At 72.9% G+C, this 21,296-nt stretch carries 17 protein-coding genes and 1 pseudogene; 8 read left to right on the top strand and 10 right to left on the bottom strand.

Annotated features, from left to right (window positions below; all coding sequences use genetic code 11):
- Positions 1-192: 192 nt before the first annotated feature.
- The gene (locus tag AMK13_RS43935) at positions 193-1,227 is read left to right on the top strand and encodes a hypothetical protein (protein ID WP_074006497.1); all 1,035 of its coding nucleotides are present in this window, start codon (positions 193-195) and stop codon (positions 1,225-1,227) included.
- A gap of 43 nt (positions 1,228-1,270) precedes the next feature.
- Here the strand turns inward: AMK13_RS43935 and AMK13_RS40575 are convergent, their stop codons facing one another.
- Positions 1,271-2,917: an FAD-binding oxidoreductase gene (locus AMK13_RS40575; RefSeq protein ID WP_074006496.1), complete on the bottom strand. Its 1,647-nt coding sequence runs from the start codon at positions 2,915-2,917 to the stop codon at positions 1,271-1,273.
- Between the two features lie 288 nt (positions 2,918-3,205).
- On the opposite strand from AMK13_RS40575, the gene AMK13_RS44375 reads away from it, so the two are divergent.
- Positions 3,206-5,389 carry a glycoside hydrolase domain-containing protein gene (locus AMK13_RS44375; RefSeq protein WP_074006495.1) on the top strand — a complete coding sequence of 728 codons (2,184 nt, stop codon included), beginning with the start codon at positions 3,206-3,208 and terminating at the stop codon, positions 5,387-5,389.
- 160 nt (positions 5,390-5,549) lie between these two features.
- Here the strand turns inward: AMK13_RS44375 and AMK13_RS40565 are convergent, their stop codons facing one another.
- From AMK13_RS40565 to AMK13_RS40555, 3 genes are all read right to left on the bottom strand, one after another.
- Complete coding sequence (locus AMK13_RS40565) at positions 5,550-6,296, bottom strand: hypothetical protein (protein ID WP_074006494.1); 747 nt, start codon at positions 6,294-6,296, stop codon at positions 5,550-5,552.
- A 57-nt stretch (positions 6,297-6,353) separates the two neighbouring features.
- Positions 6,354-7,166, bottom strand: coding sequence for a hypothetical protein (locus AMK13_RS40560; protein WP_074006493.1), 813 nt, complete (start codon positions 7,164-7,166; stop codon positions 6,354-6,356).
- A gap of 334 nt (positions 7,167-7,500) precedes the next feature.
- Entirely contained in the window at positions 7,501-8,517 is a 1,017-nt protein-coding gene (locus tag AMK13_RS40555) for a helix-turn-helix domain-containing protein (protein WP_241853246.1), read from the bottom strand.
- Positions 8,518-8,868: 351 nt separating this feature from the next.
- On the opposite strand from AMK13_RS40555, the gene AMK13_RS43930 reads away from it, so the two are divergent.
- The 5 genes and pseudogenes from AMK13_RS43930 (at position 8,869) to AMK13_RS40535 (ending at position 13,151) form a co-directional block, all read left to right on the top strand.
- Positions 8,869-9,033, top strand: coding sequence for a hypothetical protein (locus tag AMK13_RS43930; RefSeq protein ID WP_158077808.1), 165 nt, complete (start codon positions 8,869-8,871; stop codon positions 9,031-9,033).
- Positions 9,014-9,349, top strand: a complete 336-nt coding sequence (locus AMK13_RS40550) for a hypothetical protein (RefSeq protein WP_143204775.1) — start codon at positions 9,014-9,016, stop codon at positions 9,347-9,349. Before AMK13_RS43930 ends, AMK13_RS40550 begins: the two co-directional genes overlap by 20 nt.
- A 137-nt stretch (positions 9,350-9,486) precedes the next feature.
- Positions 9,487-11,121 (top strand): hypothetical protein, encoded by a 1,635-nt coding sequence (locus AMK13_RS40545; RefSeq protein ID WP_074006491.1) that lies wholly within the window; start codon positions 9,487-9,489, stop codon positions 11,119-11,121.
- Between the two features lie 218 nt (positions 11,122-11,339).
- A pseudogene (locus tag AMK13_RS42700) lies at positions 11,340-11,429 on the top strand (IS5/IS1182 family transposase); the annotation flags it as partial.
- Between the two features lie 243 nt (positions 11,430-11,672).
- The gene (locus AMK13_RS40535; RefSeq protein ID WP_074006490.1) at positions 11,673-13,151 is read left to right on the top strand and encodes a carboxylesterase/lipase family protein; all 1,479 of its coding nucleotides are present in this window, start codon (positions 11,673-11,675) and stop codon (positions 13,149-13,151) included.
- Between the two features lie 37 nt (positions 13,152-13,188).
- Here AMK13_RS40535 and AMK13_RS40530 read toward each other — a convergent pair whose 3' ends face one another.
- The 3 genes from AMK13_RS40530 to AMK13_RS40520 all read right to left on the bottom strand — a co-directional run bounded on the left by AMK13_RS40530 (position 13,189) and on the right by AMK13_RS40520 (position 15,904).
- Entirely contained in the window at positions 13,189-14,121 is a 933-nt protein-coding gene (locus tag AMK13_RS40530; protein ID WP_074006489.1) for a TIGR03619 family F420-dependent LLM class oxidoreductase, read from the bottom strand.
- Positions 14,122-14,437: 316 nt separating this feature from the next.
- A complete protein-coding gene (locus tag AMK13_RS40525) occupies positions 14,438-14,989 on the bottom strand; it encodes a hypothetical protein (RefSeq protein ID WP_074006488.1) in 552 nt (183 codons plus the stop codon).
- A 282-nt stretch (positions 14,990-15,271) separates the two neighbouring features.
- Entirely contained in the window at positions 15,272-15,904 is a 633-nt protein-coding gene (locus AMK13_RS40520; RefSeq protein WP_338016397.1) for a S1 RNA-binding domain-containing protein, read from the bottom strand.
- A 471-nt stretch (positions 15,905-16,375) separates the two neighbouring features.
- On the opposite strand from AMK13_RS40520, the gene AMK13_RS40515 reads away from it, so the two are divergent.
- A complete protein-coding gene (locus AMK13_RS40515; RefSeq protein ID WP_143204774.1) occupies positions 16,376-17,023 on the top strand; it encodes a hypothetical protein in 648 nt (215 codons plus the stop codon).
- Positions 17,024-17,125: 102 nt separating this feature from the next.
- Here the strand turns inward: AMK13_RS40515 and AMK13_RS40510 are convergent, their stop codons facing one another.
- The 3 genes from AMK13_RS40510 to AMK13_RS40500 all read right to left on the bottom strand — a co-directional run bounded on the left by AMK13_RS40510 (position 17,126) and on the right by AMK13_RS40500 (position 21,235).
- Positions 17,126-18,241 carry a YncE family protein gene (locus AMK13_RS40510; protein ID WP_143204773.1) on the bottom strand — a complete coding sequence of 372 codons (1,116 nt, stop codon included), beginning with the start codon at positions 18,239-18,241 and terminating at the stop codon, positions 17,126-17,128.
- A gap of 80 nt (positions 18,242-18,321) precedes the next feature.
- The gene (locus AMK13_RS40505; protein ID WP_074006484.1) at positions 18,322-20,376 is read right to left on the bottom strand and encodes an ABC transporter ATP-binding protein; all 2,055 of its coding nucleotides are present in this window, start codon (positions 20,374-20,376) and stop codon (positions 18,322-18,324) included.
- Between the two features lie 19 nt (positions 20,377-20,395).
- Entirely contained in the window at positions 20,396-21,235 is an 840-nt protein-coding gene (locus AMK13_RS40500; RefSeq protein ID WP_074006483.1) for an ABC transporter permease, read from the bottom strand.
- Between the last annotated feature and the right edge of the window lie 61 nt (positions 21,236-21,296).

Raw genomic sequence — 21,296 nt, 5'->3', positions numbered from 1 at the left:
CGGCGTTCAGGCCGGGTGGATTGATTGAGTATGGGTAGTTCCGGCAGCCGGATTGTGTCGTGCCGGGGCCTGGCCCAGGCTGATGGCCACCCGCTCCGTTCGCCGGTGACCGGATCCCCCCACGCTTCCGGTCCGCTCCCCGGCGGGCGGCGGCTGCCACCCCCCTCGGGTTCCCCCACACCTAGGAGTGTCATGAGCACGACACTATCGCGCCGTTCGTCCGTACTGAGGACCGCGGCCGCGGCCGCCGGCGCGTGTGCCCTCGCCGTCGCCGGAACCGCCCTCGCGCCTGGCGCCCAGGCGACCCCGGTCCCGGCGTCGGCTCCGGCCCACGCCGCCCACCCGGCCGCCCCGCGGGCCGACGCGCCGACGGGCGCCCCCGTGTCCGGCCGCGTCCTCGGCGACGCCGGCATCAGGCCGCAGGACCGGCCCGCCGTCCAGCGGTTCCGCGAGCTGCGCGCGGGCCTCGCCACGGAGGCGCGGCCCTCGGAGACGGCCACGAACCGCACCGCCCCGGCACCGATCGCCGCCCAGGCCCACCGGTGGTGGGGCACCGAGCTGGGCCCCAACGGCAACACCGGCTACGACGCCGTCATCGCCACCCACACCCTCGACGACGCGCTGCGCCTGAGCGGCGCCAACGACTTCCTCTACGCCCCCACCACCAAGCCGCGCAGCAACTCCTGCATCGAGATGGTCACCGTCCACACCCGGGACAGCGCCCAGATATGGGCCTGGGACTGGTGCACCACCGACCCCTCCCAGGCGGTCGGCGCGACCGTCGACATCGACGCCGCCTTCCTCCGGAAGTACGGCGCCACCGTGAACGGCCGCTCCGCCTACAGCGTCCAGGTCCAGCTCACCGACGCCCGGACCAATACCTGGAGCGCCTCCCTCTACAACGTCGCCACCAGCACCTGGGACCCGTTCTTCACCAGCCGGGGCACCGACCAGACCGGCCTCGACTACGGCTGGGACATGTTCGAGTACTACTCCGACCGGACGGCCTCCGGCAACGTGGGCGTCTGCCAGGACCTGAGCGGACGGGTCGTCGAGACCACCGGGCTGAAGGTCCGCACCCCCGCCACCGGCGCCTGGAGCGACGCCGGCCCCTCCAACTCGACCGTCTTCCCCGCCGCCACCATGAACCCGTCGACCTACTACTGCCCCGGCATCGCCGGCCGCATGGCCACGGCCTACAGCGCCTGGCAGGTGACCGTCCGCTGACCCGCCGTTTGCCCCTCCGGGACCCGGCTGTTCCGGAGCGGCGTCACGGGGCCGGCCGGGGCTCGACGGAGAGGGTGTGCCGGAAGAGCCCGTACGGGTCCCAGCGGGCCTTCACGGCCTGGAGCCGCGGGTAGCCGTCCTTGTAGTAGAGGGTGTGCCACGGGACGCCGGAGCGGTTCCAGGCCGGGTCGGCGAGGTCGGCGTCGGGGTAGTTGATGTACGAGCCGTCGCTGACCTCGCCGGGCACCGGCACGCCGCCGGTGTCCGCGTACATCGCGCGGTAGAACCCCCGCACCCAGGCGAGGTTCGCCGCGTCCTCCCGCTCGTCCGTCCACACCGTCTGGTAGACGACCTTCATCACCGCGTCCCGCTGGGCGGTCGCGGTCGCCCCCGGCGCCACCGCGTTCACCTGGCCGCCGTAGCCGACGAACAGCAGACCGCCGTGCGAGACGGCGGCGCCGTCCGTCAACCAGCTGTAGGCGGTGGTGAGTTGGGCGTCGGTGTACGAGCGGCGCAGGTACGCCGCCTTGAGCTTGTAGCGCCGGCTGAACATGTCCCCGGCCGCTCCCGCGCCCGGCCAGGTGAGGGCGTGCAGCCACGGTACGGTCCGGTGGTCGACGGCGGGTTCGACGCCGGTGCCCGCGCCGACCGCGGACACGAGCTCGGCCACCATCCGGTCCAGGTCGGGGACGGCCGCGTCGGCCTGCACGAACATCGTGATCGGGCCGCCGCCGCGACGGGCCACCGAGAGGATCGCGTACAGGCCCGCGTACGGGGAGCCCGGCTCGCTGTGACGCTCGTGCCAGGTGCCGAAGTTGCGCAGCAGGGTGGTGAACGCCTGTTCCGTCATCCGCTCGTCCCAGGCCCAGACAGCCTGGTAGCCCTTCAGCTCGCGGGGCGAGGGCGGCAGCAGCCGGGACGGGTCGTCGCCCGTCGCGTCCGGGGAGCGCAGCCAGTAGCGGGTGACCACGCCGAAGTTGCCGCCGCCACCGCCGGTGTGGGCCCACCACAGGTCCCGGTGCGGGTCGTCCGGCTCACGGGTGGCGACCACCGTCCGCGCCCGGTCGGCCCGGTCCGCCACCACCACCTCCACGCCGTGGAGGTGGTCCACCACCGAGCCGTAGCGGCGCGAGAGCGGCCCGTACCCGCCACCGGCGAAGTGCCCGCCGGCGCCCACCTCGGGGCACGCGCCCGCCGGGACCGTCACGCCCCAGCCCGTGAACAGCGCCCGGTACACCCGCCCGAGCGTGGCGCCGGGCCGGACGGCGAACGCCCGCCGCTCCGGGTCGTAGCCGACCGCGTCCATGGGGGAGAGGTCCAGCAGCAGGCGGACGCCCGGATCGGCGGTGAAGTCCTCGAAGCAGTGGCCGCCGCTGCGCGGCGCGATCCTCCGCCCGGAGCGCAGCGCCTCCGTGACGGCGCGTACGACGTCCTCGGTGGTGGCGGCGACCCGGATCTCGTCCGGGTCGCCGGCGAAGCGGAAGTTGTCGCCCCGCAGCAGGCTCGCGTACCGGGGGTCGCCCCGCCGGATCACCGCCGCGCCCCGGCCCGGGGCCTGCGCCGGAGCGGCTCCTCCGGCGGACCCCGCGGCCCCCGGCAGGCCCGAGGCCGCGCCGCCGGCCAGCAGGGCGCCGGCCGAGGCGAGCAGGCCCCGGCGGTTCGGTCCGTACGGGCCCGGTCGGTCCGTCATGTCCACCACCCCGTTCCCCCGCGATCCGGGTCTCTCCGTGCCGACTACCGCTGCCAACGGTCCCACACGCGACCGGAGTTGAGAACAGAACGTGTCCTGTCCGCCGGGCTGGCCCGACGCGCGGGAACGGGCCCCGGGGCGACGGCCGACGGACGGTCGGCCGGACCGGAGGGGCCTGTGACACCACCTGTCCGAGGGCGCGGATAGGGTGACGTGCCCGTGCCGCGCGGCCGACCTGTCGGCATGCGGCCTTTCGTCGTGTCAGGAGATATCTGGGTGAAGACCCGTATGACAGCGCTCCGGAGCGCCGCGGCCGTCGCGGCGGCCGTCCTCATGGCGGCGCCCGCCGCCGGCTCCGCCGTAGCCGCCCCCGCCGGAAGCCCGGACACCAAGAAGGTGACCTACCAGGGCCGCGTCTTCCAGGTGCCCACGGCCTGGCCGGTCGTCGACCTGGCCGCGGACCCGCAGGCCTGTGTCCGCTTCGACCAGCACGCGGTGTACCTCGGCCACCCGGGCGAACAGCAGGTCTGCCCGCCGCGGTTGACCGGCCGCTCGGAGGCCCTGCTGGTCGAGCCCGCCGCCGGCGCCGCGCCCGACCGGGAGGGCTCCAACCCGGTCGCGCAGACGATCCGCGCGGAGGACGGCGTCGTCGCGGTGACCGGTACGTACGACACGGACCAGCCGCTGGTGCGGCGGATCATCACCAGTGCCGGGCTCACCCCCGCGCCGGAACACCGACCGGAGCCGGCGTCCGCCGCAGCCCCGACGGCCCCCGCCGCGAAGTCCGCCACGCCCAAGTCCGCCGCCGCGCCGTCCAGCCGGGCCATGGCCGTACCGATGGCCGCCGCGGCCCAGGTGCCCGCGTCGGCGACGAACTACACCGGCAAGGGCTTCGACGCCTGCACGGCGCCCTCCGGCGCCGCGATGAACGCGTGGATGACCTCCTCCCCGTACCGGGCGGTCGGCATCTACATCGGCGGTGTCAGGCGGGGCTGCGCCCAGCCGAACCTGACGTCCTCCTGGGTCCAGCAGCAGCAGTCCGCGGGCTGGTCCTTCATGCCGCTGTACGTCGGCGTGCAGGCCCCGAAGATCGCCTACCCCGCCACCGAGGGCGCCAACGCCGCCGACGACGCGGTGGCCCAGGCCCAGGCCCTCGGCTTCGGCCCCGGCACGATCCTCTACTACGACATGGAGGGCTACACCACCCCGCAGTACTCGGCCACGGTGCTCGCCTTCCTCACCGCCTGGACCAACGAACTGCACGCCTGGGGCTACAACTCCGGCGTCTACAGCAGCTCCTCGTCCGGCATGAAGGACCTCGCCGCCAACGCCGGCAACAGCGCCTACACCATGCCCGACGCCGTCTTCAGCGCCAACTGGAACGGCAAGGAGGACACCGCCGACCCGTCGATACCGGCCGGCTACTGGTCCAACCACCAGCGCGCCCACCAGTACGCCTCGCCGGCGAACCCGGAGAGCTGGGGCGGCTACTCCATAGCGATCGACCAGGACTACGTCGACATCCAGCTCACCAGCGCCCCGCCCTCCCTGTCCTCCGCGCTCTTCCTCGGAGTGCGCCAGAGCTCGGGCGCCTGGCCCGGCTTCAGCCCGCTGACGGGCGGTGCGGGCGTCTTCCGCGGCTCGGAGGCCGCGATCGCCGGGCTGCCGGGAGGCTCCTCGCAGGAGCTGGGCATCGGCCTGGACGGCCGGCTCTACCACGGGGTCCGCGCCGCGAACGGCAGCTGGAGCGGCTTCGCCGCGCTCCCCGACGACGGCACGCCCGCCACCCAGGCCCGCCGGGCCGCCATCGCGGGCCTGCCGGACGGCTCCTCGCAGGTGGTGAGCATCGGCAGTGACGGTAACGTCTACCACGAGTCCCGTTTCCCCGACGGCACTTGGAGCGGCTTCGCCCCGTTGTCCGGGGTCGGCACACCGAGCATGCTGGCCGGGGACGTCGCCATCGCCGGCCTGTCCGACGGCTCCTCGCAGGTCCTGGCGATCGGCAGCGACGGCAACGTCTACCACGAGTCCCGTTTCCCCAACGGCACTTGGAGCGGCTTCGCCCCGCTCCCCGGGGTGAACACCTCGCGGATGGCGGCCGGCCGGGTGGCCATCACGGGCCTGTCGGACGGTTCCTCGCAGGTCCTGGCGATCGGCAACGACGGCAACGTCTACCACGAGTCCCGTTTCCCCAACGGCACTTGGAGCGGCTTCGCCCCGCTCTCCGGCGTCGGTGCGCCCACCATGGGCGCGCGGACGGTCGGCATCGCCGGCCTGCCGGACGGCTCGTCCCAGGTGGCGGTGGTCGGCAACGACGGCAACGTCTACCACGAGACCCGCTTCGGCAACGGCTCCTGGTCCGGCTTCGCCGCCGTCCAGGGCCCGTACGGCGCGAGCACCTTCCCGGCCCTGCGCGCCGCCATCGCGGGCCTGCCGGACGGCTCCAGCCAGCTCGTGGCCACCCGGAGCTGACCCCGGGCCCACCCCGCACCCGACGCCCCCGCCCCCGGCACGTCCCGGAGGCGGGGGCGTCCGACTCGATGAAGCCTCTCCGCCCTGACCGGCGAAGGAGCGGCCGCGACTCCGCCGGGTCGGCCTGACGGACGGCCGCCGGATGACGTCGTGGTGTCGGTCACCGCAGATTCTCGGCGACGCGGACGAGTTCCTCGTCCGAGAGCCGCGGGGGAGCGCCGGTCGTGACGACGAAGGTGTAGGTCCCGTCCGACCAGGTCAGCGAACGGGGCCCGCCGTTCGGATCGGATTGCGTGATGGCCGCGGGGTGGCCCTTGACCAGGGCGGCCCGGCCCTCCGGTGGTGCGCTGTTCCGGAGGGTCTGGCTGATGATCAGATTGCCTTGTTCAGGGCCCGTCCCCAGTCGGTACCCGCTGGCCCAGGCCGGAGTGTCGGTCGGGAGCGGGGCCAGACCGGGCAGGTGGACCATCCTGCCCGCGGGATAGGGGGAGTAGTTCTCCGGCAGGAACACGGGCCGCAGGAGGTCGCGCTCGTCGAAGTGGACGGCGGGCTTGCCGGTGGCGTCGTTCAGCGCCCTGGTCCCGAGCGGTCTGTTCAGGTGGGTCGTGATCTGTCCGATGCCACCCGGGTCGCAGAACCCCGGGGGGACTGTGTGCCGCAGGGAGACCTTCACCGCGTCGGCGGACTCGCGGACCACGAGTTCGGGCTGCTTCTCACAACCCCACCCGATGCTCAGTGTCAGGGTCCGGCCGTCCGAGCCGACCAGCAGCAACTGGCCGGCCACGGTGCCCTCGTAGACCCTGGTCTCCGGAACCCGGTTCATCCAGGCGTTGATCGCGAAGCCGCCGCCGAGCAGGGCTATGGCAGCCCCGGCGGTCAGGCGGATCCGTCGTCCGTGTTTCGACATGTGACGGACCGTACCTTGCGTCGTGGGCCCCGCCCCGGCGGTCGTGGCCGCACCGCGTCAGCGAGGCCGACGGCCGGCCGTCGGCTGCTCGACACCCGGCCCGCCGGCGTGCGGCACCTGGACGTAGCCCTCGGTTGGCACCGGCAGCGCGTCGATGCACGCCGTCGAACAGGCGTTGACCAGCAGCGGCAGGACGTCGGCGCCCGACGTCCACAGGGAGATCCAGGCCTGACGGAGGTTCACGCCCTCGACGCGCCGGTCGCAGACGCTGCACGTACGGATCGCCGAGGCACCCCACACACCGGGGTCGAGGCCCTCGACGTCGACGCCCCGGGCGGCGGCCGCCGTCGGCAGCTGCGGGAAGGGCGGCCGCCGCTTGTAGTTCCCGTACACGGCCCGGGTGCTCACCGTACTGCGACGCAGGTTGGCACACCGGGTGATCTCGTACGGGAACCAGTGCAGGCGGTAGGAGGTGTACGGGGTGAACTCCTCAAGGCCGCGCATCGCGCCGATCTCGGGCGGGATGCGCACCAGGTTGCTGCCGTACAGCACGAGGTGCTTGACCGAGGTGAGCTTGGCGATGGTCGGCGGGAGCGTGACGACCTGGCGCCGCTGTTCCGCCGTGAGGTCCACGAGCGGCTTGAAGACCTCACGTCCGTCGGCCGCCGCCTCTTCGACCAGTTCGAGAAGGCGGATCCATCCCGGTGCGGTGGTGTCCTGGCGTTCCCGGTGGAAGCGGGTCGGCCCCTGCGGCCTGGTACGGACGTGCTCGACGCACGTGCAGCGATCGCGGGGCGAACCGTGGCCGCCGGGACCGCCGGCGTCAGCCCAAAGGTTCGGGAACACCTGCGGTTGCGGCTCCTCACTCATCCGCACACACTAGCGTCTCGGTCGACGGGTCGTGGGCGCGGCCGGATCATCCTGTCCGTCCTCCGGCGCGGCCGAATCCGCCGCCGTACGAACCGCCACGTGCGACCGGCAGGCCCCCTCGGTGCCGGAACGGAACGCGCGCCCTCCCGCCCGCTTCCCGGCCGGGACCTGCTTCACCCCGCTCCTCGACTTCATCCTGCTCCTCGACGGATCCGCTCGGCTTTCCGGGCCCGCCGAGCTGGTGGACGCGCCGGCCCGCGGTATGCCGGGGCTCGGGGTGGACGGCGGTGCGGCCGTCAATCAGCAGGAGGATGAGCAGCCGGGTGGTCGGGTGTCAGAGCCAGCCCTTGTGGGCGGCCTTGATGCCTGCCTCGAAGCGGCTGCTGGCATCCAGGCGTTCCATGATGGAGGCCATCAGGCGGTTGACGGTGCGGGACGAGACACCGAGGCGCTGGCCGGCGGTGTCGTCGGTGAGGCCGGAGCCGAGCAGGCGCAGGAGCTCGCGTTCGGTGTCGCTCAGGCCCGTCGCGGCGTCCTGGGCGCGGGTGGCGCCGAGGGGTACGGCGGTGGCCCAGGCTTGGTCGAAGAGTTCGCACAAGGCGCCGACCAGGCCGGGTTCGGTGACGTGGAGTGCGCCTTTGCGGGTGTCGGCGGGGTCGATCGGGACGAGGGCCTGGGCGCGGTCGACGATGACCAGGCGCTGCGGGATGACCGGGGCGGTGCGGATCTCGCCGCCGTGGTCGAGCACCCAGCTCGCGTGGGCGACGGTGTGCGGGACGTTGCGGACGGCGTCCTGGTAGAGGCTTCTGATCACGATGCCGCGGGCCAGGGCTCCGGCGTTGGCGCTCTGGGCCGCGGCCAGGTCCTCGGGGCGGTGGCCGGTACCGGGGTGGACGCCGAGGCACTCGGCCCGTACGCCGCGGGCCAGTTCCTCCAGGCGGGCCTGGATGGCGTCCATGCCGAGCAGGCGTTCGCCGTGCGCGGTCCGGCTTTCGGCGCGGTCGGCGACCAGTCGGGTGACGGCAGCGCGGGAGGCGGCGAGCTGGGCCTGGCGGGCGGCGAGTTCGGCCTCCTGGCGGGCCAGCATGTCGGCGAGGCCGACTTCGGGGCTGACCGCGCGCATCCGGCCGGGGTGTTCGCTGGAGGCGCGCACCAGCAGCAGGGCGGCGAGCTCCTCCAGGCCGGCGTGCACCTGGCCGGCGGTCAGGCCCAGGTCGGCGGCGAGTGCGGCGACTCCGGCACCGGGCCGGTCGAGCATGGCCCGGTAGACGGCGGCGGCGGCGCCGGACAGCCCCAAGGATTCGAGCATGGTGGTGTTGCCCCCCGTGAAGACGCGGCGGCGCTTCGGCATCGCGGCCCATGATGGCAGGCCCTTCACATCCCATTCAAGATCCACTTTGGGGCGTTTGAGTACGCGCGAGGCATTTGGTGGGCCTGCCCGTAGTGCCGGGCTCCAGGGCTGTTGCGTGGGTCTGCCCCGGGACGAACCGGGCCGGACCGGAGGTGCCCGGCTCCGTCATCCTGTCGGGATCCCGCCTGGCGCTTTGGCGACAGCCGGAAGTCCTACCGCCGCCACCACCGGGCGGCGAAGCTTGAGCCATCGCCACCGGGGAGCACCCGCGGCGGCGAACGGACCGAGCGCCACCGCGGAGCGCCGACCCGGCCCATGTCCCGTCCCCTCGCCTCGTGAAGGACAACGACCATGATCCGCCTGCCTCTTGCCGTCGCCACCGCGGCTGCCGCCCTCACCGCCGCCGTCGCCCTGCTGCCCTCGGCCGCCGACGGCACCCTCGCCGCCGCTCCGACCGCCGCCGCTCCGGCCACGTCCGCGGCTCAGGTGGACCCGAGTGAGTTCCAGTGGGGCTGACCCGCTGATGGACATCGTCTACCTCAGCCTGGACCACCGCCCCGGCACCGTCCCGGACCCCCTGACCGAGGCCGCCGAAGCCCTCGACATCCTGTGGGCCCACACCACGCCCGAGGACGGCCTGGAACACGCCAGCGCCCGCACCGAGCCCAGCCGCCTCGACCTGCTGCTCTTCCTGCTCCCGCCCACCGGGCCCGGAGCCGAGGCCACCACCGACCGCGCCGCCGCCCTGGTCGCCCGCAGCTACCGCAACTCCCCCGTGCTGAAACTGCGTTACCTCCCGCCGGCCCCCGCGCCGAGCGTCCCCGGCCGCTGATCACCCGCGTCCGTCCGGCCGACCGCTGTTCCTGCAGGACAGCCGTCCACGCCACTCGCCCGTACGAACGGAACCACGCCGTGCCCGCCCGGTGCCCGGCCACTCCGTCTTCTCCACACACCCGTGAGGACATCCCCATGCCTGCTCGTAGGACCCGCCGCGCCTCCCTGGCACTCGCCACCGCCGCCGCCCTCGGCGCGAGCCTGCTCACCCTGGCCGCTCCCGCTCAGGCCGCCAGCTCGATCGGCGGCCAGATCTCCTCCGTCGAGGTCCTCTCCCGCGCCCAGTCCTGGGTGGACAAGCACGTCCCCTACAACCAACAGGGCTCCGCCCCCGACCCGCAGGGCCGCGACTACCGGGAGGACTGCTCCGGGTTCGTCTCGATGGCCTGGCACCTGGACAAGAGCCTGGTCGTCACCGACGGCGGACCCGCCTTCACCAACGCCGACGGCTCTCCCAACACCACCTACGACACCGCCGTCGGTGACTTCGCCAACCTCCAGCCCGGCGATGCGATGGCCTACCCCCACGAGCACATCTTCCTGTTCGCCGGCTGGACCGACAAAGCCGCCGGGGACTTCCTCTACTACGCCGAGTCGAACCGCAACGACCCCACCCACGGCCCGAGCAAGGCGAACATCCACTCCTCGTCGATCGAGGGCCACCCCACCTCGGGCTACGTCGCCCTGCGCTACAAGAACCTGTCGAACGCCCCCGTCACCCCGCCCGCGTCACCCGTGCCGCGCAGCAGTTCCTCCGGCCTGTCAGTGACGCCCGGCGGCGGATATGTCACGACCTGGCGCGGCACCGACGGAAAGCTGTGGATCGGCACCGGCGGCGGTACCTACATGGCCCAGCCCGCCGCGCCGTGGCTGCTCGGCGTCGCCGAGAACTCCAAGCCGTCCATCGCCACGATGACCGACGGCAGCTGGGCCACCGCCTGGGCCGGGGACGACGGGAGGCTGTGGATCGGCACCGGCAGTGGCACCAACATGGCCCAGCCCGCCGAACCGTGGCTGCTCGGCGTCTTCCCCGGCACCAGCCCGTCGATCACCGCCCTGACCAACGGAGGCTGGGAGGTGGCTTGGAAGGGCGGTGACGGCAGGCTGTGGCTGGCGACCGGCAGTGGTACCAACATGGCCCAGCCCGCCGAGCCCTGGCTGCTCGGCGTGGCCGACACCACCAGCCCGTCGCTGGCGGCCCTGCCGGGCGGTGGTTACGAGGTCGCGTGGAAGGGCGACGACGGCAGGCTGTGGCTGGCCACCGGCAGTGGCACCAACATGGCCCAGCCCGCCGAACCGTGGCTGCTCGGCGTCGGCGCCAACGGCAGCTCCTCCAGCCCCTCGCTCGTCACGATGGCCGACGGCAGCTACGAGGTGGCTTGGAAGGGCGGGGACGGGAGGCTGTGGCTGGCGACCGGCAGTGGCACCAACATGGCCCAGCCCGCCGAGCCCTGGCTGCTCGGCGTGGCCGACACCACCAGCCCGTCGCTGGCGGCCCTGCCGGGCGGTGGTTACGAGGTCGCGTGGAAGGGCGACGACGGCAGGCTGTGGCTGGCCACCGGTAGCGGTACCAACATGGCCCAGCCCGCCGAACCGTGGCTGCTCGGCGTCGGCGCCAACGGCAGCTCCTCCAGCCCCTCGCTCGTCACAATGGCCGACGGCAGCTACGAGGTCGCCTGGAAGGGCGGGGACGGGAGGCTGTGGCTGGCCACCGGTAGCGGTACCAACATGGCCCAGCCCGCCGAGCCCTGGCTGCTCGGCGTGGCATAACCACTTCGCGGAGAACCAGGCCGGCAGTGTCCTGCGGCTCCCGGAAGGGAACCCGCAGGACACTGCCGCTTTTGCGCGCCACGGCTTCCCCGCGGCCGAGGTCGTGGCACGGTCTCACCCGCGCCCCGGTGCCGGCGGCCAGTCGGCTTGGCCTTCCCCAGGGACGGCCACCCGGCGGGGAGTCGGGTGGCCGCACCCGCTCGCAGGCGCGGCAGGCTCTCGGTCGGTCGCGGGGAGGGCCGACCACCAAGGTCCACCTCGCCGTCGACGGCCGGGGCCTGCCGTTGTCGATCGTGCTCACGCCCGGCAACGTCCTCTCCGAGTTCCACGACGGGTGGATCGCCTCCCCCCGCCGCTGCCTGCCCGAGGGAGGCATGGACCAGGTCCACCCCGCCAAGCTCCCCGAAAGCCGTCCCCGCGCTACCCGACACCACCAGCACGCCCGCCGGTTGATCGGTTGCACCGCGAATGGAGATGACCTTCCCGGGCGTTCCGTGGTGGAGTGGCGCATCGGCTGATCGACAACTCCGCGAGGTGCTGCTTTGGCGAGCGTGACCGTCTCCACCGCGTACGGCAAGGTGCGGGGCCAGGAGCGCGAAGGCGTCGCGGCCTTCCTGGGCATCCCGTACGCGGCACCGCCCTTCGGGCCGCTCCGGTTCCGTCCGGCGCGGCCGCCCGAGCCCTGGGCGGGGGAGCACGACTGCGGCCGCCCGGGGCAGGCCGCGCCGCAGCCCGGCTATTCCTCCGCCATGGCCGAACTCCTGGTGGAGCCCGTGGAGACGGGGGAGGACTGTCTCAACCTCAATGTGTGGTCCCCCGCACCGGGGCGTGCCGCCGGCCGTCTTCCGGTCCTGGTCTGGATCCACGGCGGGGCGTTCCGCAACGGATCCGGTTCGCTGCCCGGCTACGACGGCACCCGGCTCGCCGCGGACGGCGCGGTGTGCGTCACGCTCAACTACCGCCTGGGCGCCGAGGGCTTCCTGCTGCTGCCCGACGGAACGGCCAACCTCGGCCTGCTGGACCAGATAGCCGCCCTGGAGTGGGTCCGTGACAACATCGCGGCGTTCGGCGGCGATCCGGACAACGTCACTGTGTTCGGCCAGTCGGCCGGAGCCATCAGCATCACGGCGCTGATGACCATGGAGCGGGCCGAGGGGCTGTTCCACCGCGCGATCACCCAGAGCGGCGCCGGGCACCACTGCCACTCCCTGGAGACCGGGCGCCGGATCACCGAGCGGCTGGCCGCCATCGCCGGGGTCGAGCACACCACGGAGGCCCTGGCAGCCGTGCCCCCGGAACGGCTGATCGCCGCCAACGCCGCCCTCGGCCAGGAGATGGCCCGGGACACGGCCCCGGGCCGGTGGGGCGAGTCCGCCGGCGGCGGCACCACGGTGCTGCCGGTGGTCGACGGGACGACCCTGCGCGCCCGGCCCGTCGACGCCGTCGCGGCCGGGGCGGGCCGCGACATCGACCTGCTCGCCGGTACGACCACCGACGAATTCCGGCTCTTCCTCGTCGCGTTGGGCATGGCCGACCGCATCACGGACGAGGTCCTGCACGGATTCCTGGCCTCGTTCGGGCTTGACGCCGCGCAGGCGGCCGCCGCCTACCGGGCCGGCCGTCCGGAGGCCACGCCCGGGGACCTGTTCTCGGCCGTGATGACCGACTACTCCTACCGCATCCCGGCCGTCCGCGTGGCGGAGGCCCGTGCCGCCCTGGGCGCACGGACCTTCGTCTACGAGTTCGCCCACCCCTCGACCGCCTTGGACGGCCGGCTGGGCGCCTGCCACATGGCGGAGATCGGCCTGGTCTTCGGAACCACCGACCCGCTCCTCGGGGCGGAGCCTCCGAAGGAGCTGTCCGACCGGATGCGCGCCGCCTGGCTCGCCTTCGCCCGCGAGGGACGGCCGGAGCCCGACTGGCCTTCCTACGGCCCGGACCGTTCAGTGCTGCACCTGACCGGTGACGCCTTCCGGCTGAGGCAGGACCCGGGCGGCCGGGAGCGGTCGCTCTGGGAAGGCGTCCGGTGAGCCGCTGACGGCGGGGCGACGGCGGCTTCCAGGGGTCTCAGATCCCCGCGCCGCGGATGTCCGCGTGCACCCGGGCCGCCAGATCGGCGAGTTCGTCGGCATCCCGCGCGTTCGTCTGGAGATCGAGCAACACCTCGTCCGCCCCCGCGGCCGCGTAGCCGGCCGTGTCCTGGACGATCTGCTCGACCGTGCCGACGAAGGGCTTCCGCTCGGCATCGCGGACCGGGGCCTCGGTGATCCGGACGTTCGCCCTCGCGCAGACCTGGATCGCGCCCGCATTGCGGCCGTACAACGCTGCTCGCTCGCCGATCTCACGCCGCAGGACGGCCAGTTGCCCGGGCGTGATGCCTGTCGGCAGCCAGCCGTCGGCGCGGCGGGCCACCCGGTCCAGGGCATTGCCGCCGGACGCCGCCAGGTAGACGGGCACGGGGCGTACGGGCTTCGGCCCGACCTCCGCCTCGTCGACCAGGGCGTGCCTGCCCCGGTACGACACGGGGTCGGGGCCCCACACCGCCGCGCAGACGTCCAGCAGTTCGTCCAGGACGGCTCCGCGCTCCTCGAACGGCGCGTGCCCGGCCGCCGCGTGCTCGTCCAGCGACCAGCCCGTCCCCAGCCCCGCGACCACGCGGCCGCCGCTCGCCGCGTCCAGCGTCGCGAGGGCGCGGGCCAGCTGGAACGGCCCGTGCAGGGGCGCGACCAGGACGCTGCTGCCGAGCCGGGCCCGCTCCGTCGCCGCGGCGGCGAGCGAGAGCACCACCAGCGGATGGGCGACCGACCGGTAGGAGTCCGGCCAGGCCAGTCCCGGCACGTCGTACAGGCCCTGCCGCGGCCGCTCGGGGACCAGCACCCGCTCGAAGACCCACAGGCTGTCGTAGCCGATCCGCTCCGCCGCCCGTGCCACCGCCGCCGGAGCACGCGCGAGGTCGTACCACTTCATCTGCGGCAGCCCGAGTCCCAAGCGAATGGCCATGGCTCGATCCTGGCTTCCCACGCCCCCGGCCGCAGCCGTTGTACCCCCGTCCGCACGACGCGCGCCGGTCAGGGCGCGCGCGGTTCAGCTGCCTGCTGCCGGGACGCGAGGTCCGAACGGGCCGCCTTCCGGCGGGGCCGGGTCCGGGTCCGGGTCCGGGTCCGGAGGGGAGGCTTCGAGCACCGCCCGGGCGTCGGCGAGGGCCTGTGCGAGCTCGGCGGTCCGGCCGGGTTCGAGACGGTTGCGTCTGTGCCCCGGCGGGCGGCGACGTTGAGCGGCGCTGTCGGCCGAGCTCCGGCCGACAGCGCCGCACCTCTCAGCCCCGCCAGCGGGGAGCCTCGTCGTCCGGGGTGTCAGGGCTGGCGAAGTGGAAGGGGACCGACAGGTGCTTGGCCAGGGCCCGGCCCGCGTGTTCGGCGGCCGCGGCGCACACGAGCTGTCCGCTGCCGACCCCTTCCCCGTCCAGGTAGCGCCTGGCCGTGGTGGAGTAGACGGTGGCCAACGGGTGCTCCCGCACCGGGTCCTCGGTGATCGCCAGCAGGACCGTGAACCAGTCGTGGACGGTGTCGCCGTCCCAGACCGCCTCGATCGCCACGACGCGGCCGGGGCAGCCGGCGACACGGAATGCCAGGGACTCCAGGTCGAGGGGGCTGTCGGGGCTCCGGGCGATCCGGTCGCCGTGGTGGGTGTAGCGGTCGTTGACGATGTCCTGCGCGATGCGGATGCCGATGCCGGAGGGGACGCGGCCGACATCGACGACGGTCCGCAGCGCGTGGAAGAGGGAGTCCTGGAGGACGTACCCGTCGATCTCGTCGCGGATCCCCGCGGGCAGGCTCTCCCACCATGCGGCCCGCGCCGCCTCGTCCATCTCCACCGGTTCCTCCCCGCCTCGCTGTGGCCCTTCCCGACAGGGCAGTGCGCCACGGTACCCGAGGCGGTACGAACGAGCGCCCGATTTTCCTGTCCACCCCCGACGCGCCCTCGCTCCGTGCCCGACGACCCCGGGTCCACCTGTGTGATCGGGATACCCGAGCCCGGCGGCGAGGACGTGCTCTTCTGAGCCCGGCGCCTGTGGGAGACCGAGGGGCACGCGGCTGGCGGCGCGCCAACCGGCTACGCGCCGAGTGCGCCGCACCCGGGACGATCACGATCAGCGGGAGGGGGGCTCCTGCCGCGACAGCGCCAGCCTTCGGCGTCCTCGGTCGATGTCGGTGACGACGACCAGGACTTCGTCGCCGACTCCTACGACCTCCTGTGGCGTCCGTACGGGTGTCCGTGCGAGGTCCTTGAGGTGGATCAGCCCCTCGACCCCGTCGGCGACCTGGACGAAGGCGCCGAACGGGATCAGCCGGGTGACCCTTCCGCGCAGTGTCCGGCCCGCGGCGACTCCGTCGGCGAAGTCCTGGAAGGGGTCCGGCCGCGTAGCGCGCAAGGACAGCCTGGCCTCCCCGTTCGTGGTGTCGAAGTGGAGGAATCCGCACGAGACGCGCTCGCCGACCCGGACGATGTCGGAGGCCGTTTCGAAGTGACACCAGGACAGTTCGGGGATCGTGATGAACCCGACCCCCGGGAAGACCGGATGGCCGGGCCCGTCGTCCAGCGCCACGAACACGCCGAACGACTCGATCGACGCGACCGTGCCGGCGAGGATCTGGCCTGGGGCGAGCCGCTTCAGAAAGGCCCACAACTCCGGGTTCCCGGTGGCTGCCATGGACAGCCGTACGCGGCGCGCGGGCGGGTCGACGGCGATGACCTCGGCGGTGATCCGCTGACCGACCTCCACACCCTCGCTCCGAGGCCGCCCCCAGGGCAGGTCCAACGAGCCGACGAACCCCAGCTGTCTCGCCGGGAACCCGTCCAACGTCACCGCCACCCCGGAGCGGGTGACCTCTGATGCGATCCCACCACACAGGTCGCCGACGCGGATCGCTGACAGAAAGCTCCGTACGGCGCGGTCCTCCGGTACTTCGCGCATGGCGGCAAGCCTTTCACGAAGGGAGGGGCGGGTTGCCAGGAGGCGGGTGTCGGACTCGGTTCGGGCGGGAACGTGCCGGTCCGCCTGCGGGTTGATGCCCCTGCTCGGGGCAGCACGACCGCCGAAGGTTCAACCACCATGAAAGCGCAGGCCGACGGACTCTGGAGAGCGGGGGAGGGTTGCGCCAGTGTCGCTCCGATGTTCCTCACCCCCCCGAGACAAGGCTGTCGGAGCGGCGGCGGAACGTCGCCGTCAGGGGGTGTTCCTAGACTCTGGCCCATGGGACTTTCGATATCAGTGGGACTCCTCTACGACCAGGCTCGCAACGATGCGGAAGGTCTCGACCATCACCGGTCGGCCTTCGCCCGCCTCGGCCGGGCGCTCGTGGAGGAGGGGGTCAGCTGGCACGAGCCGGAGATCACCGATCCGCCTCGTGCCCGCACCTTCTCCGGTGGCTTTCCCTATGGGTACCTGACCCAGCTGCGCCGCATCCTGGTGCTCGTGAACCTCGGCGAACCTGTCACGTCGGCTCTGGAGGTCAGCGGGCGCCAGTTCGACCGCGATTGCGAGAAGATCCAGGATGAGACGTCGAGGCTGGCCTCCCATCTGCTCTGTCACTCCGACAGCTCCGGCTACTACGTGCCGGTCGAGTTCGAGGATCCGCTCTTCCTCCCTGATGAGGCGGGAGTCGAGGGCGCCGGAATCGTCGGCTCCAGTCAGCGCCTGCTGGCTGAACTGTCGGACCTGGCGCCGTCGATCGGCATCAACCTCGACGACGAGAGCGTTCACTCCGGTTCGGGGGAGGCCTGGGAGGCTCGGGACCTCGCGGTGGACGGACCGTTCGCGACGGAGCGCTTCACCTGGTACCAGCTCTATCGGGCGTGCCTGGCAAGCATCGAGGGCGGCCACGCCATCGTGTTCCACTGACTCATTCCCGGCAGTGGTCACCCCCGGTGGACCCCTTGGGGTCGGGGGTCTTGGCCGGGGCACCCCGCCCCGAAGGCGGGGCGGGGTGCGGGGTGGGTGCGGTCAGTGGGCGAGGATGCGCAGGGTGGAGTTGACGGTGAGGTAGAAGGTGTGGGCGTCGGGGCCGAGGGCCAGGGCGGTGACCCAGTTGAGGCCGGTGATCTCCTCGGCGGGGACGAGGGTGTTGGTCGCGGTGTCCAGGGCGAGGACCGAGGCCTTGCTGTCGCCGCTGGTGAGGTCCTGCAGGACCAGGTAGAGCCGGGTGCCGTCGGCGGACACCGAGGGGTTCTGCAGCCACTGGCCGGGGGCGAGGTCGAGGGTGGTGAGGGTGTCGGTGGCGAGGTCGACGGCGTAGCCGGTGCCGTTGTTGCCCACGCCGTAGAGGCGGGTGGCGTCCGGGGAGAGGGCCAGGATCGGGCGGGAGCCGATGGTGGCGGCGGTGGTTCCGGTGATGGTCGGGGTCGCGGTGCTGGTGTCCAGGCGGACCAGGTTCTCGTCGGTGGCGGTGTACGCGGTGTCGCCGTTCGGGGGCGTGACGATCGAGCCCAGGTAGTGGCCGGGGACCGGGATGGCGGTGGTGTAGGCCTGCTGCTGCGGGGAGAAGGACAGGACCCGGGCGCCCGGCTCGGCCGGGCGGTGGTAGCGGGCCGGTCCGTCCTGGCCGACGTAGACGGTGGCGCCGTCGGGGCTGACGGCCAGGGAGGTGAGGGCGCCGGGGAAGGTGCCGTCGGGCCGCGGCTGGTCGGGTGCCTCGGTGCTGGAGACGACGGTGTCGGTGGCCGTGTCGATGGCGCCCAGGCTGGACAGCGGTGCCTTGCGGGCGGTGGAGAAGAGCACGTAGACGCGCGAGCCGTCGGGGCTGACGGCCAGCGGTCCCGGGCCGGCGCCGAGACCGGTGGACAGTGTCACCACCGCGGTGATCGCGCCGCTCTGGGTGTCGACCACCTTCACCTTGGCGCCCTTGGTGGTGTCCTTCACCGCGACGTAGGCCTTGTGCCCGTCCGGGCTGACGGCCACCGAGGCGGGGGACGAGTCCAGTTCGACGGTCTGCGGGACGCCCGGGACCGGGCCGCCGGAGGTGTGGGTGGCGGCGCCGGCGGAGCCGGACCCGGTGAGCAGCAGCGCTCCCGCCACCGCCAGGGAGCCTAACCAGCGGGCCGTCGAGACAAGCGAGTTCATGTAACCCTCCCCTTCGTACACCGCGGGTCCCCGCGGTGGAAGGAAAACGCTACGGGACGAAGCCGGTCCGGGGTGCGGCTTCACCCGGGTGGTGAGGGCCGCAGGGGGAAGTGGCAGGCGGCCAGGTGGTCGTCGGGGCCGTAGGCGGTCAGCGGCGGTTCGACCTCGGCGCAGATCTGCTGCGCCGCCGCGCAGCGGGTGCGGAAGCGGCAGCCGGACGGCGGGTCGATCGCGGAGGGGAGTTCCCCGGCGACGCCCCGGTTGCTCCTGGCCCGTTCCACCGCCGGGTCGGCGACGGGGACGGTGTCGAGCAGGCCGCGGGTGTAGTGGTGCACCGGGCTGGCGTACACCGACGGCGCGGGGCCGATCTCCACCAGCTTGCCGAGGTACATCACGCCGATCCGGTCGGACAGGTAGCGGACCACGGACAGGTCGTGCGAGATGAACAGGTACGACAGGCCGAGTTCGCCCTGGAGGTCGCGCATCAGGTTGAGCACCTGGGACTGGATCGACACGTCGAGGGCCGAGACGGGCTCGTCGGCGACGATGAGCCGGGGGCTGAGGGCCAAGGCGCGAGCCAGTCCGATGCGTTGGCGCTGGCCGCCGGAGAACTCGTGCGGGTAGCGGTCGAGGGCGGTGAGCGGCAGGCCGACCAGGTCGAAGATCTGCCGGATCCGCCGGTCGCGCTCGGCCGGGCCGTCGACCCGGTGGATGTCGAGCGGTTCGCGCATGATCGAGTGGACCGGCATCCGCGGGTTCATGGCCGCGTAGGAGTCCTGGAACATCAGCTGGACGTCGCGGCGCAGCCGGCGCCGCTCGGCCCGTGGCGCCAGGGCGAGGTCGCGGCCCTGGAACACCAGGCTGCCGCTGGTGGGCCTCTCCAGGCCGACGATGAGTTTGCCGACGGTGGTCTTGCCGCAGCCGGACTCGCCGACCAGGCCGAGCGTCTCTCCCCGGCGGACGGTCAGGGAGAGGTCGGCGACGGCGCTGACGGCGCCGACGGTCCGGCGCAGGACGAGGCCGTTGGTGACCGGGTACTGCTTGACCAGGTGCTCGACGCGCAGCAGCGGTTCGGCCGCCGGGCCGTCGGCCGCTGCCGTCACCTCGTCGGTCACCGCCGGAGCCTGTACAGCCGTCGTCCGTGCTGTGGGCCGGACGCCCGATCCGGCCTCGCCGACCGGGAAGTAGCACGCGTAGCGGTGTTCCGGGACCTCCCCGGACAGCGGCGGATCCTGCGCGTGGCACTGCTCGGTGGCGTAGCGGCAGCGCGCGGCGAAGCGGCAGCCGGGCGGGGGAGTGGTCAGGTCCGGCGGCAGGCCGGGGATCGAGTAGAGCCGGCCGCCGGAGCGGGCGGAGCGTTCCGGCAGCGAGGCGAACAGCGCCTCGGTGTACGGGTGGCGGGGGTTGCCGTAGAGCGCCTCGGTGCCGGTGGTCTCGACGACCTTCCCGGCGTACATGACGGCGATCCGGTCGGCCCGTCCGGCGATGACGCCGAGGTCGTGGGTGACCAGGATGACGGCCATGCCGAGCTGCTGCTTGAGGTGGTCGATGAGTTCGAGGATCTGCTTCTGGACGGTGACGTCGAGGGCGGTGGTCGGCTCGTCGGCGATGAGCAGTTTGGGTTCGTTGGCCAGGGCCATGGCGATCATGGCCCGTTGGCGCATGCCGCCGGACAGTTCGTGCGGGTAGACCAGGGCCCGCCGGGCCGGGCTGGGCATGCCGACCAGGGACAGCACCTCGACGGCGCGTTCGTGCGCCTCCTTGCGGGAGGCCCGGCGGTGGATGCGGACGGACTCGGAGATCTGCCGGCCGATGGTCATGGTGGGGTTGAGCGAGGTGGTCGGGTCCTGGAAGATCATCCCGATGTCGTTGCCGCGTACCCGGTCCATCGTCGTGGGGCCGAGCGCGAGCAGGTCACGGCCGTCGAGCAGGACGCTGCCGCCGACGACGCTGCCGCCGTTCGGCAGCAGCTGCATGATCGACATGGCGGTCATGGTCTTGCCGCAGCCCGACTCGCCGACGATGCCGAGGGTCTCGCCCGCGTCCACCGCGAGGTCGACGCCGTCCAGGGCCCGCACCACCGAGTGCTTCAGTCGGATCTCGGTGCGCAGGCCGGTCACTTCGAGGAGCGCCACTGCCGGAACCTCCGTCGGTTCACCGTTTCCGCAGGCGGGTTTCGAAGGCGTCGCGCAGGGCGTCGCCGATCACGTTGAAGCAGAGGATGAGCAGGATGATCACGGCGGCGGGCGGGTAGATCATCCACCAGTAGCCCTGGCCGGCGTAGTTGGTGCCGACGTCGAGCATGCCGCCCAGGTCGTTGTCGGGGGCCTGGAGGCCCAGGCCGATGTAGCTGAGGGTGGAGAGGGCGAAGACCGCGTCGGCGATCGAGAACGTGGTGTTGACGATCGTGGTCCCGATGGTGTTGGGCAGGATGTGCTTCAGCACGATCCGCCCGCCGCCCGCGCCCATCATCCGGGACGCGGAGACGTAGTCCCGGACCTTGATCGCCAGGGCCTCGCCGCGGACCAGGCGGGTGATGCCGAACCAGGAGGTCAGGCCGACCTCCAGGATCAGCATGGTCTTGCTCTTCCCGTAGACGCTGCTGAGGTAGATCAGCAGGAAGATCAGCGGGAAGGACATGAAGGAGTCGATCACCCGCATCATCAGCGCGTCGACCCAGCCGCCCAGGTAGCCCGCGACGGCGCCGTACAGCGCGCCGATGACGGCGGCGATCAGGCCGGCGGCGAGGCCGATCTCCAGGCTGGTCTGCCCGCCGGCCATCACCTTGCCGAGCTCGTCGATGCCGTCGTTGTCGGTGCCGAGCGGGTGCCCGGCGCCCGGCGGCAGGGTGACGGCGGAGAGGTTCACCACCGAGGTGTCGGCGCGGTAGAACAGCGGGCCGAGGAAGCAGAACGCGGTGATCGCGACCAGGACGGCGACGGCGACCAGGGCGAGCCGGTTCTCGGCGAAGACCTCCGCGCCGCGCCGGAGCATCGAGCGGGGCCGCCCGGCGGGCTCCCCGCCGGGGGCGTCGAGCCGGCCGGGCGTCGTACCG

The organism is Streptomyces sp. CB02056, from assembly GCF_001905545.1.
Taxonomy (GTDB): domain Bacteria; phylum Actinomycetota; class Actinomycetes; order Streptomycetales; family Streptomycetaceae; genus Kitasatospora.
Note: the sequence above shows the minus strand (reverse complement) of the source record. Positions and strands in the feature narration are given on the sequence as shown.

Bases quoted from the DNA above. Each gene is read 5' to 3' on its own strand.
- AMK13_RS40565 (WP_074006494.1), bottom strand. From the start codon at position 6,296: ATGTCGAAACACGGACGACGGATCCGCCTGACCGCCGGGGCTGCCATA.
- AMK13_RS40515 (WP_143204774.1), top strand. From the start codon at position 16,376: ATGGGACTTTCGATATCAGTGGGACTCCTCTACGACCAGGCTCGCAAC.
- AMK13_RS40555 (WP_241853246.1), bottom strand. From the start codon at position 8,517: ATGCCGAAGCGCCGCCGCGTCTTCACGGGGGGCAACACCACCATGCTC.
- AMK13_RS40525 (WP_074006488.1), bottom strand. From the start codon at position 14,989: ATGGACGAGGCGGCGCGGGCCGCATGGTGGGAGAGCCTGCCCGCGGGG.
- AMK13_RS44375 (WP_074006495.1), top strand. From the start codon at position 3,206: ATGACAGCGCTCCGGAGCGCCGCGGCCGTCGCGGCGGCCGTCCTCATG.
- AMK13_RS43935 (WP_074006497.1), top strand. From the start codon at position 193: ATGAGCACGACACTATCGCGCCGTTCGTCCGTACTGAGGACCGCGGCC.
- AMK13_RS40530 (WP_074006489.1), bottom strand. From the start codon at position 14,121: ATGGCCATTCGCTTGGGACTCGGGCTGCCGCAGATGAAGTGGTACGAC.
- AMK13_RS40510 (WP_143204773.1), bottom strand. From the start codon at position 18,241: ATGAACTCGCTTGTCTCGACGGCCCGCTGGTTAGGCTCCCTGGCGGTG.
- AMK13_RS40545 (WP_074006491.1), top strand. From the start codon at position 9,487: ATGCCTGCTCGTAGGACCCGCCGCGCCTCCCTGGCACTCGCCACCGCC.
- AMK13_RS40560 (WP_074006493.1), bottom strand. From the start codon at position 7,166: ATGAGTGAGGAGCCGCAACCGCAGGTGTTCCCGAACCTTTGGGCTGAC.
- AMK13_RS40575 (WP_074006496.1), bottom strand. From the start codon at position 2,917: ATGACGGACCGACCGGGCCCGTACGGACCGAACCGCCGGGGCCTGCTC.
- AMK13_RS40500 (WP_074006483.1), bottom strand. From the start codon at position 21,235: ATGCTCCGGCGCGGCGCGGAGGTCTTCGCCGAGAACCGGCTCGCCCTG.
- AMK13_RS43930 (WP_158077808.1), top strand. From the start codon at position 8,869: ATGATCCGCCTGCCTCTTGCCGTCGCCACCGCGGCTGCCGCCCTCACC.